This is a genomic window from Achromobacter insuavis, from assembly GCF_902859645.1.
Lineage (GTDB): Bacteria > Pseudomonadota > Gammaproteobacteria > Burkholderiales > Burkholderiaceae_B > Achromobacter > Achromobacter insuavis.
Map to the genome: position 1 here is coordinate 1 of NZ_CADIJR010000057.1, position 15,327 is coordinate 15,327.

Annotated in this window: 15 protein-coding genes; 7 read left to right on the forward strand and 8 right to left on the reverse strand. The window is 69.4% G+C overall.

All coding sequences use genetic code 11. The annotated features are described in order from the left end of the window. Window positions 1-116 precede the first annotated feature (116 nt). The 7 genes from gspL to H0523_RS23170 all read right to left on the reverse strand — a co-directional run bounded on the left by gspL (window position 117) and on the right by H0523_RS23170 (window position 4,460). Window positions 117-1,109, reverse strand: coding sequence for a type II secretion system protein GspL (gspL, locus tag H0523_RS23140; protein WP_054432023.1), 993 nt, complete (start codon window positions 1,107-1,109; stop codon window positions 117-119). Beyond that, window positions 1,106-2,050 carry a type II secretion system minor pseudopilin GspK gene (gene gspK, locus H0523_RS23145; protein ID WP_054432022.1) on the reverse strand — a complete coding sequence of 315 codons (945 nt, stop codon included), beginning with the start codon at window positions 2,048-2,050 and terminating at the stop codon, window positions 1,106-1,108. The genes gspL and gspK overlap by 4 nt, the downstream gene beginning before the upstream one ends. Then, window positions 2,047-2,661: a type II secretion system protein GspJ gene (locus H0523_RS23150; RefSeq protein WP_054432021.1), complete on the reverse strand. Its 615-nt coding sequence runs from the start codon at window positions 2,659-2,661 to the stop codon at window positions 2,047-2,049. Before H0523_RS23150 ends, gspK begins: the two co-directional genes overlap by 4 nt. After that, window positions 2,658-3,062: a type II secretion system minor pseudopilin GspI gene (gene gspI / locus H0523_RS23155; protein WP_054432020.1), complete on the reverse strand. Its 405-nt coding sequence runs from the start codon at window positions 3,060-3,062 to the stop codon at window positions 2,658-2,660. The genes H0523_RS23150 and gspI overlap by 4 nt, the downstream gene beginning before the upstream one ends. Continuing rightward, complete coding sequence (gene gspH, locus H0523_RS23160; protein WP_054432019.1) at window positions 3,049-3,537, reverse strand: type II secretion system minor pseudopilin GspH; 489 nt, start codon at window positions 3,535-3,537, stop codon at window positions 3,049-3,051. The genes gspI and gspH overlap by 14 nt, the downstream gene beginning before the upstream one ends. Continuing rightward, a complete protein-coding gene (gene gspG, locus H0523_RS23165) occupies window positions 3,509-3,937 on the reverse strand; it encodes a type II secretion system major pseudopilin GspG (protein WP_006394369.1) in 429 nt (142 codons plus the stop codon). Before gspG ends, gspH begins: the two co-directional genes overlap by 29 nt. A 76-nt stretch (window positions 3,938-4,013) precedes the next feature. Beyond that, window positions 4,014-4,460, reverse strand: coding sequence for a general secretion pathway protein GspC (locus H0523_RS23170; RefSeq protein ID WP_054432018.1), 447 nt, complete (start codon window positions 4,458-4,460; stop codon window positions 4,014-4,016). Between the two features lie 263 nt (window positions 4,461-4,723). Here H0523_RS23170 and H0523_RS23175 point away from each other — a divergent pair, with 263 nt between their 5' ends. Genes H0523_RS23175 through H0523_RS23185 form a run of 3 tightly spaced genes read left to right on the forward strand, consistent with a single transcriptional unit; the run spans window position 4,724 to window position 9,131 of the window. Further along, window positions 4,724-6,718, forward strand: coding sequence for an alkaline phosphatase family protein (locus H0523_RS23175; RefSeq protein ID WP_082404548.1), 1,995 nt, complete (start codon window positions 4,724-4,726; stop codon window positions 6,716-6,718). 21 nt (window positions 6,719-6,739) lie between these two features. After that, a complete protein-coding gene (locus tag H0523_RS23180; RefSeq protein WP_180180154.1) occupies window positions 6,740-6,913 on the forward strand; it encodes a hypothetical protein in 174 nt (57 codons plus the stop codon). A gap of 37 nt (window positions 6,914-6,950) precedes the next feature. Then, a complete protein-coding gene (locus H0523_RS23185; protein ID WP_054432017.1) occupies window positions 6,951-9,131 on the forward strand; it encodes a phosphocholine-specific phospholipase C in 2,181 nt (726 codons plus the stop codon). 105 nt (window positions 9,132-9,236) lie between these two features. Here H0523_RS23185 and H0523_RS23190 read toward each other — a convergent pair whose 3' ends face one another. Next, window positions 9,237-10,139 carry a LysR family transcriptional regulator gene (locus tag H0523_RS23190; protein ID WP_054432016.1) on the reverse strand — a complete coding sequence of 301 codons (903 nt, stop codon included), beginning with the start codon at window positions 10,137-10,139 and terminating at the stop codon, window positions 9,237-9,239. Between the two features lie 105 nt (window positions 10,140-10,244). Between H0523_RS23190 and ggt the strand changes: the two genes are divergently transcribed. The 4 genes from ggt to nikC all read left to right on the forward strand — a co-directional run bounded on the left by ggt (window position 10,245) and on the right by nikC (window position 15,316). Continuing rightward, the gene (gene ggt / locus H0523_RS23195; RefSeq protein ID WP_054432015.1) at window positions 10,245-11,873 is read left to right on the forward strand and encodes a gamma-glutamyltransferase; all 1,629 of its coding nucleotides are present in this window, start codon (window positions 10,245-10,247) and stop codon (window positions 11,871-11,873) included. A gap of 34 nt (window positions 11,874-11,907) precedes the next feature. Continuing rightward, window positions 11,908-13,422, forward strand: coding sequence for an ABC transporter substrate-binding protein (locus H0523_RS23200; RefSeq protein ID WP_054432014.1), 1,515 nt, complete (start codon window positions 11,908-11,910; stop codon window positions 13,420-13,422). 74 nt (window positions 13,423-13,496) lie between these two features. Further along, window positions 13,497-14,441 carry an ABC transporter permease gene (locus tag H0523_RS23205; RefSeq protein ID WP_054432013.1) on the forward strand — a complete coding sequence of 315 codons (945 nt, stop codon included), beginning with the start codon at window positions 13,497-13,499 and terminating at the stop codon, window positions 14,439-14,441. Beyond that, window positions 14,438-15,316, forward strand: a complete 879-nt coding sequence (nikC, locus tag H0523_RS23210; RefSeq protein ID WP_054432012.1) for a nickel transporter permease — start codon at window positions 14,438-14,440, stop codon at window positions 15,314-15,316. Before H0523_RS23205 ends, nikC begins: the two co-directional genes overlap by 4 nt. Window positions 15,317-15,327: the final 11 nt, after the last annotated feature.

Below are 15,327 nucleotides of genomic sequence, written 5' to 3' on the forward strand. Positions count from 1 at the left end.
GACCAGCCGCCGCTCGCGCGGCGCCAGGGCCTGGTAGCGCTGGCGCGCGCGGTCGGCGGCCGGCGCCAGGGGTTTGAGGGCGGCGCGCCAGGCGGCGCTCAGGCGTTCAATGGGCTTCATGGTTGGCTGCGCGTGATGCGCCAGGTGTTGTCGGTATCGCCGCGTTCCAGCTTCAGGCCCTGCGAGGCGGCCTGCTGGACCAGCGCGGGCGTTTCGGCCACGCGCTGGGCCTGGGCGCCGGCGTCGGCCAGCTGCAGGGTCAACGCCTGGTCGGCATAGGACAGGCGGGCGACGTTGTCGGCGGCGAATGGCAGGGTCTGCGCGGCGGCGCGCGCCAGTGGCAGGAAGTCGCCGGCGTTGGCGGCGCCGCGGCGGTTCTGTAGCGCGTCCAGGCCTTGCTGCGCCTGGCGGGCTGGGTCCAGCACCACCGGCAGCTCGGGAAACGCCGCCAGCACCTGGCGACGCATGCCGTCGCGCAGCGACTGCGCCTCGCCGCGCAGTTGCGCCGCATGCAGGTTCAGGCCGCCGATCCAGACCACGGCGGCGACGGCGCTCCAGCGCCATACCGGCCGCCAGCGCGATACGCGCGCCGGCGCCAGCTGCGGCATCGCCAGCGACCACGAGGGCGATGGCGCCAGCCAGCGCGGGTCGGCCGGATCGCGCAGCGGCGTCAGGTCTTCGGGCGCCAGCGTCTGCGGGGCGATCAGGGCGTGGGCACGCAGGCCCTGCGCGTTCAGCAGGCTCCAGGCGCGGCGCACCGGTTCGCGCGCCGCCCAGGCCAGCGCCACGTTGCCGTCGGCGCCGCGCGGGCCATGGCCGATCGCCAGGTCGTCCAGGTCGCTCAACACCAGCGGCTCGAGCGAGCCGCGCACGGCGGCGGCAAAGCGCGCCTTGGCCACGGCCGGCACCTGGACGGTGGCGGCGATGACGTCGGCCGGGTGCAGCACGGCCTCGCAGGCGGCCTGCGGATAGGCCTGGCCCAGGGCGTGCAGCGTCAGCTCGCCCTGGCGCGCGCAGCGGCCGCGGCGGTCGAACCAGGCAAAGGGCAGCAGCGAGCCCGGGCCGAGTTCGGCGAGCGGGGCCAGCGCGATGCGCAAGGAATTCTTCAAGGGGTTTCTCTCGTCCAGATGGTGTCGGGCGCGGCGGGCGGCGCGCTGCGGATCAGCGCCTGCATCGAGACCCGGGCCCGTTCGTAAACGACCGCGCCGCTGGCCAGGAACCAGCCGCTGGTCGTGCTGACGGCGGGCGCGGGCGTCTTGACGCCGGTGGCGGCCAGCCGGTTGGCGAAGTCGCCGCTGTTGTTGAACCAGTTGCCGCGATCGCGTTCGCCGGTGATGGCGCGGGCCTGGCTGAGCGACAGGCCCGCCACCAGCGCGGCGATGACTTCGGGCGGCGCGGTATTGACGTTGACGCTGGTGGCGCTGGGCAGCACGGTCATGGTGCGCCGCAGTTCGCCGCGCACGGCGGGTTCCAGTCCCAGCAGCGCGGCCACGTCGTCGATGCCGCGCGGCAGCGGCGCGCGCGCGTCCGGCGACTGGCCGCCCTGGGCCGGCGTGGGGGCGCCCGCGGCCGGCGCCGGCGGCTGGCTGGCGGCGATGATCTCGATCATGCGGCCGGCCAGCGTGTCCGGCAGGCGCAGGGCGCCCAGCAAGCGCCGCAACACCTGTTCCTGTTCCGGCTGCGGCACGCCGTTGCTGGCCAGGTTGGCCAGGTTGTACTTGCCCTGTTCGTCCTGCACCTTGCCGGAGAACACCGCGACGCGGTCGTCGCCGGGACGCTCGATGCGGGTGTCCAGCACCGGCGTGGCCCAGATCTGGTCGCCGCGCGTGGTCGATTCGCGCTTGCCGTGGTCGCGCACCACCAGGCGGGCCCAGTCGATGCCGCCGGCCAGCAGCATGCGCGCCTGCACCCGCGCCATTTCGTTCTCGATGCGGCGGGTGCTGGCGGTCTGGCGCTGGAACAGGCTGGTGGTCAGCGCCGCGACGATGGCGACGATGATCAGCGCGCTGACGACGGCGGCGCCGCGCTCGCGCGGCAAGGTCGCGCTCATGGCAGCTCCAGGATGCGGCTGTAGCGCCGCGTGTCGCCGGCCGGGCCGCGGTCGAGCGTGATCTCGATGCCGCTGGGCGTGGCGGAGAAGGGCGAGCGGGTGTCCATCCAGCCCGCGCCCGGCACCCAGCCGCGCAGCGCCAGCGCGCGCACGCCGGGCAGCAGCAGCGCGCCGTCGCCGACGGGCGGCAGCGGTCCCTGTTCGGCGGGCACGCCGCTGGCGCGCCACAGACCGTCCTTGCGCACCGACCACTGCACCCGCTGCCAGCGGCCGTCGCCGTCCGGATCGGGCCGCAGGATCTCCAGCACCTGCGCGCCGGCCGCGCCGCGCAACAGGCGCACGCCGGTCGTGAAGACCTGCGTGTCGATGCCGGGCGCGGCGAACGACGGACCGTTGTAGGCCAGTTCGACATCGCGTCCCATCTGGCCCAGCGTGCGCACGATGGCGTCGGTGTCGTCGGACTGCTGCGCGATCCAGTCGCGCGCGCTGGAGACGCTGTCCAGGCCGCGCCAGGCCATCAGGCTGACGAGCGCCATCAGCGCCAGCGCCACCAGCACTTCTATCAGGGTGAAGCCCGCCTGGTCGCGGGCATGGGGGTGGCGGCAGGTCATCGCAGGCTCGACAGCAGGCCGTCCAGCTGCAGCAGGGCCGCGCCATTGTCCGCGTCGCGGACCTTGACCGACACCTGGCGGAAGCTGCGGTTCAGGGAGTTGGTGAACACCAGTTCGCATTGCAGCGCCAGGCCGCCCTGCGGGCAGGCGACGGTCTGCGAGCCGGCGCGCGGCAGGGTCTGTTCCAGCCGCAGCTGGGTCAGCGCGTTCTGCGCGGCCAGCAGCGCCAGCGTCTTGTCCTGCAGCGCGCGGTTGTTGGCGGCCATGACGCCGGTGGCGCGCAGGGCCGCGCCCATCGCGACGGCGATGATGGCCAGCGCCACCAGCACCTCGATCAGGGTGAAGCCGCGCTGGGCTTGGCGCCGCGCGCGGCGCGCGAGAGCAAATTCAGTGGATGTCATAGCGTCCGGCGGCGTCGCGCGTGACCGTCACGAGCGAATCGCCCGTGCGCAGCTGCACGCTGAACGGATCGGCCACCCATTCGGTGTTGAAGACCAGCGGGCGCTCGGGCGACAGCCGCAGTTGCACCTGGCGCGCCAGCCACGCCTGCGGGCGCAGGGCTTCGTCGCGCTCGAGCTTGTCGACCGGCAGGGGCGTGTCGTCCTGCGCGCTGGGCGCGCTGGAACGGCCCTGGCGCTCGAATGACCAGCCGCCGCTGGCGGGCAGCCAGCGGATCGGCCGGCCGTCGCTGCGGGCTTCGCCTTCGGCCACGGTGAAGGCGTCGACCAGGCGCCGCGCATCCTCGCGCAGCGGATCGGCGCGCTTGCCGATGGACAGGCTCACCATGCTGGCGGCGATGGCGACGATCACCAGCACCACCAGGACTTCGACTAGCGTGAAACCGCGCTCAGAGTTCCCACGAACCGATGTCGGCATCGCCGCCTTCTCCGCCGGGCTTGTTGTCGGCGCCGAACGAGAACACATCGATGTCGCCTTTGACGCCGGGGCTCAGGTATTGATACGGATGGCCCCAGGGGTCGTTGGGCAGCTTGTCCAGGTAGCCGCGCCAGTTGGACGCGCCTTCCGGCTTTTCCACCAGCGCGCGCAGGCCCTGGGCGGTGGTCGGATAGCGGCCGTTGTCCAGTCGGTACAGCTTGAGCGCCTGCATGATGCCGGCGATGTCCTGGCGCGCCGCGACCTGGCGGGCCTGGTCGGGACGGTCCAGCACGCGGGGCACGATCAGGGCCGCAAGAATCCCCATGATCACGATGACCACCATGATCTCGATCAGGGTGAAACCTTGCTGGCGGGCGAGCCCACGCGATGACTGGCGCACTTCACGACTCCGGTATTTCAGTGAGAAGCGTGCGATTGTGGACATGAAATATGACAGCAATATGAGGCGCGCCGGATCACTTGGCGGCGCTGGCGATGCCGCCCTCCGGCGCCGGCGAGGCGGGCGTGGCCAGCCGGCTGGCGCGGCCGCCTTGCTCGACCGTGACGGCATCGGCGCCGACTTCCTTGAGCACGATGCCGGGCGCGACTTCGTCGCCGACGCGCCAGGCCACGGGCGGGCCGCCGTCGATGCTGAACACCGCGGCGCCGTCCGTGCCGGCGGCGATCACGCCGAGCACGCTGATCTGCGTGCGCAGCACTTCATCGCGGCCGAACCACAGCGCCACCGGCATGTTGTCGGCCGCGCGCGGGGCGGGCGCCGACACGGCGGCGGGCAGGGCGGGGGGCTTGGGGGCGAGCAGCACGGCGCCCCAGACGCCCACGCCGGCCGCCAGCGCCAATATGGCAAGGGCGCGGAACATCGCGGGGGCGGCGGGCGGGGACAGGCGCAGGGACAAAGGCATGAATGAAACGGCGGAAAGAGAATGGACGCGCAAGCGCCACGGATGCGCCCGACTCTAACAGCCGATCGTGACAAGTCCGCGAAAGCGCATCGGCGGTCCGCGGAGGCCGGCTTGCCGGCCCCCGCCTTTGTTGCCGTCTGTATCGCACTCGAAAAAAAAGCTGATCCGTCGATCAACGATTCCTTTCTTTGCTTCATCGGTCGTTCACCTTGCGACGCCACTATGTGGGCCACCTACAAAGCGGGTTTCGAAAGGGAAAGAACATGCAGGTATTGAAGTGGAAGCGCTGGGGCGTTGCGTTGGCGACCCTGGGCGCGTTGGCCGGCTGCGGCGGCGACAAGAGCGATGACGACACGCCGGCGACGCCGCCCGCGGTACAGCCGGGCGGCGGCTCGGCCACCAAGGTGTTGTTCATCGGCGTCGACGGCCTGACCTATGACGCCTATCGCCAGGGCGTGGCGGACAAGTCCCTGCCCAACCTGGCGCAACTGACGGTGACCCGCTCGTGGACCGGCGGCGTCACCGGCGCGGTCACGCAGCAGCCGACGCTGTCGGCGCCCGGCTGGGCCACGCTGCTGACCGGCCAATGGGCCGACCAGCACGGCGTGCGCAGCAACGCGCAGGGCCAGGCGCCCAAGACGCCGACGCTGTTCCAGCGCGTCAAGACGGCCAAGCCCGCCGCGCGCACCGCGGCGGCCTTCAACTCGTCGCTGCTGGCCAGCCTGAACGGCAACGACCGCGACGCGGGCTTCCTGCAGAGCCTGACGGACTGTGCCGGCGTCGACGATTGCGTCGCCAGCCAGGCGCGCGACCGCATCACCGAAGGATACGACGTGGTGGTGGCGCAGTTCGGCGCCGCCGAACGCGCCGCCGCGAGCGGCGGCTTCGGCGCCGGCTACCAGGCGACCCTGCGCCAGACCGACGCCGCGCTCGGCGCGTTGCTGGCGCAAGTGGCCGATCGCCGCGCCGCCCATCCGGACGAGAACTGGCTGGTGGTCGTGGCGTCCAGCCATGGCCTGGACCGCACCGGCGCCAGCGACGGCCTGCCGCTGTCGCCCAACAAGACCACGCTGCTGGCCATGAATCGCCCGCAGATGCTGGGCGGCAGCGCCGACGACGCCTCGTTCGACGGCGCCTGGAACGCCGCCTGGTACGGCCTGCCCAGCGGCGCCGACGCCGCGCCCACCATCCTGGCGCACCTGGGCGCGCTGCCGGCCGCCGGCCAATATGACCTGGCGGGCGCCTCCCTGTTCGAGGCGGTGGCGTTGCGCCGCGCGTCCAGCCGCACCTCGATGGACAACAAGAGCGTGTCGCTGAACTGGACCCGCGTCGGCACGCCCACCGGCGAGATCGTGATCACCCGCGACGGCAAGGAGATCGCGCGCCTGCCGGGCACCGCCACCGACTACGTCGATACGGGCTTCACGTTCACCACCGAAGGGCTGCATGAACTGAACTACGCCATCTCGGTCGGCAATGCCGTGACCTCGGTGCGCGCCACCGTGGTCTACACCGCGCCGGTGCCGCTGCTGCCGGCGCTGCGCACCGGTCTGACGATGCTGTTCCCGTTCGAGGGCAACCTGACCGACAAGGCCGCGGGCGGCGGCGCCATCACGCCGTACGACGGCGTCCAGGCGCCGGTGTTCACCGACCGCGGCGTGTTCGGCAAGATGTTCCAGAACGAGCGTTCGGGCGATCCGACCGGCGCCTTCAAGCTGGATTACCCGGCCGGCCTGCTCGACAGCGTCACGGCGTTCACCATCGGCTTCTGGTACCAGTCCGACGGCACCGCCAACGACCGTTCCATCCTGGGCAACAAGGACTACAACTCCGGCGGCAACCCCGGCATCACCATCGCCCAGTGGGCCGGCCCCGAGCTGCGCTTCAACCTGGCCGGCGGCGCCCGCGTCGACATCAACGGCGTCAAGTTCACGCCCAACAAGCCGGTCTACGTGGCGATGGTCATCGACAAGACCGCCAAGACCATGGCCGCCTATGTCTACGACACGGAAATGGGCTGGTTCAGCCGCTCGATTTCCACCGGCACCGTCAACTTCGCCCAGATCGCCGGCGTGTTCGGCCCGCACCTGGGCCTGAACGAGGACGGCAAGGGGACCTACGGCGTGTGCTGCGCCGGCACCAAGGGCCCCTACACCATGTACTTCGACGACCTGGCCTTCTGGTCGCGCGCCCTGACCGAAACCGAGGTCAAGTCGCTGGCCCTGTCCGGCAAGTCCGTTTCCGAATTGTTTCCCTGATGTCCCGAGGATAGATACGACATGAATACCGCTTCCCCGATCCTGCGCGCCTTCCTGCGCCTGGGCGCCGTGCTGATGGTGGCCGCCACCTTGACCGCCTGCGGCGGCGACAAGGACGACGACGACAGCAACCCTGGCAACCAGCCCGACACGCCGACCCAGCCGGCCAAGCCTCTCCTGCGTTGCGCGCCCTGAGCCCACGCCATTTTTCAGTATTCAAGGAATCGCATCCGTGACGTCCCATAAAGACCCGATCCACGCCGGCAAGCGCCGCTTCCTGCGCAACGCCGCCGCCTCCGGCGCCGGCCTGACCGCCTTGTCGATGTTCCCGCCGGCCATCCGCCGCGCGCTGGCCATCCCCGCCAACAACCGCACCGGCACGATCAATGACGTCGAGCACGTGGTCATCCTGATGCAGGAGAACCGCTCGTTCGACATGTACTTCGGCTCGTTCAAGGGCGTGCGCGGCTTCGGCGACCGCATCACGGTGCCGCTGCCCCAGAACCGCTCGGTCTGGGAACAGACCAACGGCACCCGCGTGGTGCTGCCGTATCACCTGGACAGCACCAAGGGCAACGCCCAGCGCGTGTCCGGCACCCCGCACGACTATCTCGACGCCCAGAACGCCTGGGACGGCGGCCGCCTGTACCAATGGCCGCGCTACAAGCAGAACCAGTCGATGGGCTACTACACGCGCCAGGAACTCGGCTTCCAGTACGCGCTGGCCGAAGCCTTCACGCTGTGCGACGCCTACCACTGTGCCTCGCACGGCGGCACCAACACCAACCGCCTGTTCCACTGGACCGGCACCAACGATCCGCTGGCGCAGGGCAACGGCCCCTCGACCCGCAACCAGTGGGACGGCCTGGGCGCGTCCACCATCGGCTGGACCTGGAAGACCTACCCCGAGCGCCTGCAGGAAGCCGGCGTGAGCTGGAAGGTCTACCAGAACCTGCCCGACAACTTCACCGACAACCCGCTGGCCGGTTTCCGCCAGTTCCGCAAGGCCTATGAGCTGTCCGGCAACGACCCCACCGCCGGCAACCCCAGCCCGCCGGCGTGGACGCCCGCGGCCGACGCCACCAATCCGCTGTACAAGGGCGTGGCCAACACCATGGCCAGCGATAACGGCCTGCTGCAGGGCTTCCGCGACGACGTGCTGAACGGCTCGCTGCCGCAGGTGTCGTGGATCGTGGCGCCCGCGAACTACTCGGAGCACCCCGGCCCGTCGAGCCCGGTGCAGGGCGCCTGGTACATCCAGGAAACGCTCAACGCCCTGACGGCCAATCCGGACGTCTGGAGCAAGACCGTGCTGCTGGTCAACTTCGACGAGAACGACGGCTTCTTCGACCACGTGCCGTCGCCGGCCGCGCCGTCGCTCAACCCGGACGGTTCGATGGCGGGCGCCTCCACCATCAACACCGACCTGGAGCGCCACATCAAGCCGTCGCTGCAGGACGCGGCCGACAACCGTGTCTACGGCCCCGGGCCGCGCGTGCCGATGTACATCGTCTCGCCCTGGAGCCGCGGCGGCTGGGTCAATTCGCAGGCCTTCGACCACACCTCGGTGCTGCGTTTCCTGGAAGCGCGGTTCGGCGTGGCCGAAAAGAACATCAGCGCCTACCGCCGCGCGGTGCTGGGCGACCTGACCTCGGCCTTCAACTTCGCCACGCCCAACAACGAGCAACTGCCCGACCTGACGCTGCTGACCAAGGCCCAGGCCGACCAGACCCGCGCCGACCAGCAGGCCCTGGCGCAGGTGCCGCTGCCGGACACCGCCACCCAGGTCAAGCCGAAGCAGGAAACCGGCGTGCGCTACTCGCGCGCGCTGCCCTACGAACTGCACACCAGCGGCCGCGCCCAGCCGGGCACCAGCGCCATGTGGCTGGTGTTCGCCAACACCGGCAGCGCCGCCGCGGTGTTCCACGTCTATGACCGCCTGCACCTGGACCGCCTGCCGCGCCGCTACGCGGTCGAGCCCGGCAAGCAGCTCGAAGGCAGCTGGGACGCGGCCGCCGACGGCGGCAAGTACGACCTGTGGGTGATGGGGCCGAACGGCTACCTGCGCCACTTCGCCGGCGACCTGGCGCTGGCCCGCACCGAGGAGCTGGGCGCGGAAATCCGCGTCTGCTACGACATCGCCAACGGCGACGTCTACACCAGCTTCATCAACAGCGGCAAGAAGGCCTGCACCTTCGTCATCACGCCCAACGCCTACTACACCAACAATGAGAAGTGGACGTTGACGGTGCCGGCGGGCAGCCAGGTCGAGCAGTCGTGGTCGCTCAAGGCCAGCGGCGCCTGGTTCGACTTCACCGCGCGCCTGAACGAGGATCCGGCCTACATCCGCCGCTTCGCCGGCCGGGTGGAGACGGGCAAGCCGTCGGTCACCGATCCGGCGATGGGCCTGTAAGCGCGCCGCCCGCGGCGCGGCCGGCAGCGGCCGCGCCGGGCGCAACGCCCCGTCTCGCTCCCGCCCGGGAGGCGAGGCGGGGCGTTGTTGCGTGTGGCGGGCCGGTTACGGGATGGCCTGCGGCTCGCGCGCCCGGAACGCGGCGGCGCAGGCGTCGCAGATGGCGGTCGTGATGCCCTGGCGGGCGTGTTCGCGCCGTTCCAGCATGCCGATGGCGCGCGCCGCCGGCCCCAGGTCGCCGGGCAGCGGCAGGATGCGCAGCTGCGGGCTGTCGCTCCAGTTCGAGCCGTTGATGAGCGGCAGCAGGGTCACCCCGACTTCCTGGCGCACCAGTTCGACCAGGGTCTCGATCGCGTTCAGCTCCAGGAATTCGTCCAGCGGCACCGCCAGGCGTCGCAGCAGCCGGTCGATCTGCAGACCGGTGCGCTGGGTGCGGTCAAAGCGCAGGAATGGATTGCCCGCCAGCACCTGGCGGGCGTCGCGGCCGGCGGCCGAGGGCGGGGCGATCACCACCAGCGGCTCCTCATACAGCGGGGTCCAGCGGGTGCTGGCCATCTTGCGGCCCGCCTCCACCAGGAAGGCCGCGTCCAGTTCGCCATCCTCGACCTTGCCGGCCAGCTCGCTGGCCTTGCCGGACAGGATGCGCACGTCCAGCTTGGGGTGCGATTTCTTCATGCCCGACACCACCTTGGACAGCGTGCCCATGCAGGACACGATGCTGCCCACCGAGACCGACCCGGCCAGCTCGCCCGGCACCGTGCGCGGCAGCCGCATACGGTCGTATAAATCCAGCAAGTGCTTGATTTCCGGAAGTAATTCCCGGCCAGCGGCGTTGAGAATGGCCAGCCGTCCGCTGCGGTCGAACAGTTCGCGGCCCAGCTCGGCCTCCAGCGAGCGCATCTGGAAGCTGACGGCGGCCTGCGTCAGGGCCACCTGCTCGGCCGCCTCGGAGAACGAACCATGGTGGGCGACGGCCAGGAAAGTGCGCAGGAATCGGATGGTGCTCATGGGGTCAATTCACAAAAATTTCTTTTATGACTGAACAAAAAATCAAATTGATTTAATTAGATCACGGGAGTACCTTCGCCTGCTTACCTATATGAGACAGGCGCCATGAAATCCTTCGACTGGGTCAACCCGTATCCCTCCATCCGCATCCCGCTGTTCGCGCGCAACGTGGTGTCCACCTCGCACCCGCTGGCGGCCCAGGCCGGCCTGCGCATGCTGCTCAAGGGCGGCAACGCGGTCGACGCCGCCATCGCCGCGGCCGCCGCCATCGTGCTGGTCGAGCCGGTCTCCTGCGGCCTGGGCGGCGACTGTTTCGCCATCGTCTGGGACGGCCAGGAACTGCATGGCCTGAATTCCTCCGGCGTGGCCCCGGCCGCCTGGAATGTCGAATACTTCAAGCGCAAGTACGGCGTCGGCGCCGACGGCCTGGCGATCCAGCCCAAGCGCGGCTGGGACGCGGTGACGGTGCCCGGCGTGGTCGCCGGCTGGGCCGCGCTGCACGACAAGCTCGGCAAGCTGCCGTTCGAGCAACTGTTCGAGCCGGCCATCGAGATCGCCGAGCGCGGCTATGCCGTGCCGCCGGTGGTGGCGCACAAGTGGGCCGCCGCCGCCAATGAACTGAGCAACCAGCCGGGCTATGCCCAGGCCTTCATGCCCGAGGGCCGCGCGCCCAAGGTCGGCGAGCACTTCCGCTTCCCGGACGCGGCCAACACGCTGCGCCGCATCGCCGCCTCCAAGGGCCGTGATTTCTACGAAGGCGAGCTGGCCGAGCGCATCGCCGCCTTCAGCCAGGAATGCGGCGCCGCCATGACGCTGGAAGACCTGCGCGCCTACCGCCCGGAGTGGGTCAAGCCGATCTCGCGGTCCTACCGCGGCTACGAGCTGCACGAGATCCCGCCGAACGGGCAGGGCATCGCCGCGCTGATCGCGCTGGGCATCGTCGAGCGCTTCAACATCGCCGACATGCCGGTCGATTCGGTGCAATCGCAACACGTGCAGATCGAGGCCATGAAGCTGGCCTTCGCCGACCTGTACAAGTACGTGGCCGACCCGCGCTCGATGGAAGTCACGCCCGAGCAGATGCTGTCGGACGACTACCTGGACAGCCGCGCCAAGCTGATCCGCCTGGACGGCGCCACCCATTTCGGCGCCGGCCGTCCGGCCGCCGGCGGCACCGTCTACCTGACCGCCGCCGACGAGAACGGCATGATGATTTCGTTCATCCAGTCCAATTACATGGGCTTCGGCTCGGGCGTGGTGGTGCCGGGCACCGGCATCAGCCTGCAGAACCGCGGCGTCGGCTTCTCGATGGATCCCAAGTCGGCCAACGTGGTCGAGGGCGGCAAGCGGCCGTTCCACACCATCATCCCGGGCTTCCTGACGCGCGGCGGCAAGCCGGTCATGAGCTTCGGCGTGATGGGCGGCGACATGCAGCCGCAGGGCCACCTGCAGACCGTGATCCGCATGGTCGACTACCACCAGAATCCGCAGGCCGCCTGCTGCGCCCCGCGCTGGAAGGTCAACCGCGATTTCTCGCTGGATATCGAGACCAATATGAAGGCTTCCACTATTGCGGGCCTGAAAGACCTCGGGCATGCTTTGAAATCCGTGGACGACCCGTACATGGACTTCGGCGCCGGACAATTCATCTGGCGCATGTCCGAAAGCGACAACGAGCTCGGCTACGTCGCCGCCAGCGACAGCCGGCGCGACGGCCAGGCCGTGGGCTTCTGACCTGCGCATTGCAGCCACAAGGGGAATAAACACAATGAAACGCTTGACCATGACCTTCGGCGCCGGCTTGCTGGCGCTGGCCGCCGGCGCCGCTTGCGCCCAGAACATCCGCATCGGCCTGCAGGAAGATCCGGACGTGCTGGACCCGCACCGCGCGCGCACCTACGTCGGCCGCATCGTCTTTACCTCGCTGTGCGACAAGCTGGTGGACATCGATCCCAAGCTGCACTTCGTGCCGCAACTGGCCACTTCGTGGTCGTTCAGCCCGGACAACAAGGTGCTGACCTTCAAGCTGCGCGACGACGCGCTGTTCCATGACGGCACCAAGTTCGACGCCGCGGCCGCCAAGGCCAACCTGGAACGCGCCATGACGCTGCCCGACAGCCTGCGCAAGGGCGAGCTGGGCTCGGTCGACAAGGTCGAGGCGCCCGACGCCACCACGCTGGTGCTGACGCTCAAGCAGCCCGACGCCACGCTGCTGGCGCAACTGTCCGACCGCGCCGGCATGATGCTGTCGCCCAAGTCGTTCGCCGACGCCGACGTCGCCGCGGTGGGCCGCAAGCCGATCTGCTCGGGTCCGTACAAGTTCGTCGAGCGCATCCAGAACGACCGCGTCGTGCTGGAGAAATTCGACCAGTACTACGACGCCAAGGACTACGCCTTCAAGCGCATCACCTTCCTGCCGATCCCGGACACCACCGTGCGCCTGTCGAATCTGCGCGCCGGCGACCTGGACCTGCTCGAGCGCCTGAACCCGTCCGACGCGCCGCAGGTCAAGAACGACGCCAGCCTGACCTTCGCGCCGGTGGCCGGCCTGGGCTTCCAGCAGTTCATGTTCAACGTCGGCAACGGCAAGCGCGCCGAGGACAACCCGTTCAAGAACAAGCTGGTGCGCCAGGCGTTCCAGCTCGCCATCGACCGCAACGCCATCAACGAAGTGGCCGGCGGCGGCATCTTCGAACCGGCGCAGCAGCCGTTCCCGCCCGCCAGCCCCTACCACAGCGACAAGTTCCCCGTGACCAAGCGCGACGTGGCCAAGGCGCGCGCGCTGCTCAAGCAGGCCGGCTTCGACCGCGTCAAGGCCGAGGTCATGTTCGGCAACAACACCACCACCTCGTCGGTGGCCGAGATGGTCCAGGCCATGGCTTCCGAGGCTGGCTTCGACCTGTCGCTGCGGCCCACCGAATACGCCGCCCTGCAGAAGGAATCGGCCGGCGGCAACTTCCAGGTGGTGATGCTGGGCTGGTCGGGCCGGGTCGATCCGGACGGCAACATCCATACCTTCGTGACCTGCAAGGGCGCGCTCAACGACGGCCACTACTGCAACCCGGAAGTCGACAAGCTGCTCAACGAGGCCCGCACGGTGCCGGATGAAACCAAGCGCCGCGCCATCTACGACCAGGCGCAGACCATCATCCAGGACGAACTGCCCGGCATCTACAACTACTACCAGCCGTGGCCGTTCGCGCTGGCCAAGAAGGTCAAGGGCTTCGTGCCGTACCCGGACGGCATGATCCGCCTGAAGGGCGTGACGTTCGCGCAGAAGTAAATCGGTGCGCGGCGGTTCGCCGCCGCGCCCGCCGGCCACGCGCGCGTGGCCTTTGTTTTCTACGGTTTTTCCACATGCTTAAACTCATCTTGCGCCGCATGATCGTCGCGATACCGACCCTGATACTGGTGTCGATGATCGTCTTCATGCTGCAGAAAATCCTGCCCGGCGATCCGGTGCTGACCCTGGCCGGCGAAGAGCGCGATCCCGCCGTGCTCGACTACCTGCGCGACAAATACCGCCTCAACGACCCGCTGCCGATGCAGTACGCGGCCTGGGCCGGCCAGGTGCTGCAGGGCGACCTGGGCAAGTCGCTGCGCACCGACGTGCCGGTGACCACGCTGATCGCCCAGAAGCTGCCGGTGACCTTGCAGCTGGCGGCGATGGCCATGTTCTTCGCGCTGCTGGTGGGCATTCCCATGGGCATCGTCGCCGCCGTGCGCAAGGGCAAGCCGGTCGAGATGGGGGCCAACATCGCCGCGCTGTCGGGCATGTCGATCCCCAATTTCTGGCTCGGCATCATCCTCATCATGGTGGTGTCGGTGCAATGGAAGCTGCTGCCGGCCTCGGGCTACGTCTCGCCGGCCGAGGACTTCTGGCTGTCGATCAAGACCATGCTGATGCCGTCGCTGGTGCTGTCCACCGCGATCGCCGCCTACCTCATGCGCCACACCCGGTCGGCCATGCTCGAGGCGCTGTCGGCCGACTACGTGCGCACCGCCCGCGCCAAGGGCGTGTCGCCGCGCCGCGTGGTGCTGCGGCACGCGCTGCGCAATGCACTGATGCCGATCGTCACCCTGGTGACGCTGCTGTTCGGCGAATTGCTGGCGGGCGCGGTGCTGACCGAGCAGGTCTTCACCATTCCGGGCTTCGGCAAGCTGGTGGTCGACGCAGTCTTCACGCGCGACTACGCGGTGGTGCAGGGCGTGGTGCTCTGCGTCGCGGTGGGCTTCATCCTGATGAACCTGCTGGCCGACATCCTCTACATCCTGGTCAACCCCCGCCTGAGGCACGCATGAGCGCCATTCCCGCAACGGCCGCTGCCGTCACGCCGCCCCGCAGCCGCAACCGCGCCTGGGGCAAGTTCAAACGCAATCACGTCGCCATGCTGGGCCTGGGGATCGTGCTGTTCTTCGTGCTGCTGGCGCTGCTGGCGCCGCTGATCGCCAACCACGATCCGTTCCAGACCAGCTTCACCACCATCCGCAAGGCGCCGTCGGCGTCCTACTGGCTGGGCACCGACGAGCTCGGCCGCGACATCTTCAGCCGCATGGTCTATGGCGCGCGCGCCTCGCTCATGGCCGGCCTGGTGTCGGTGCTGATCGCGCTGGTGGTGGGCGTGCCCTTCGGCCTGGCCGCCGGCTACTTCGGCGGCTGGACCGACAGCTGCATCTCGCGCGCCACCGAGGCGCTGCTGGCGATCCCGTTCCTGATCCTGGCCATCGCGCTGGCCGCCTTCCTCGGGCCCAGCCTGACCAACGCCATGATCGCCATCGGCGTGTCGGCCGCGCCCAAGTTCGTGCGGCTCACGCGCGGGCAGGTGCTGGCCGTCAAGAGCGAGGACTACGTGCAGAGCGCCCGCGCGCTCGGCGCCTCGGACCTGCGCATCATCTGCCGCCACGTGTTCCCCAACGTGATGCCGCCGCTGATCGTGCAGGCCACCATCACCATCGCCACGGCCATCATCGCCGAGGCCAGCCTGTCGTTCCTGGGCCTGGGCCTGCAGCCGCCCAACCCGTCGTGGGGCTCGATGCTGAACACGGCCAAGAACTTCATGACCCAGGCGCCCTGGATGTCGATCTTCCCCGGATCGGCCATTTTCCTGGTGGTGCTGGGCTTCAATCTGCTGGGCGACGGGCTGCGCGACGCGCTGGATCCCCGTCAGGACAAGTAATCATCATGGCA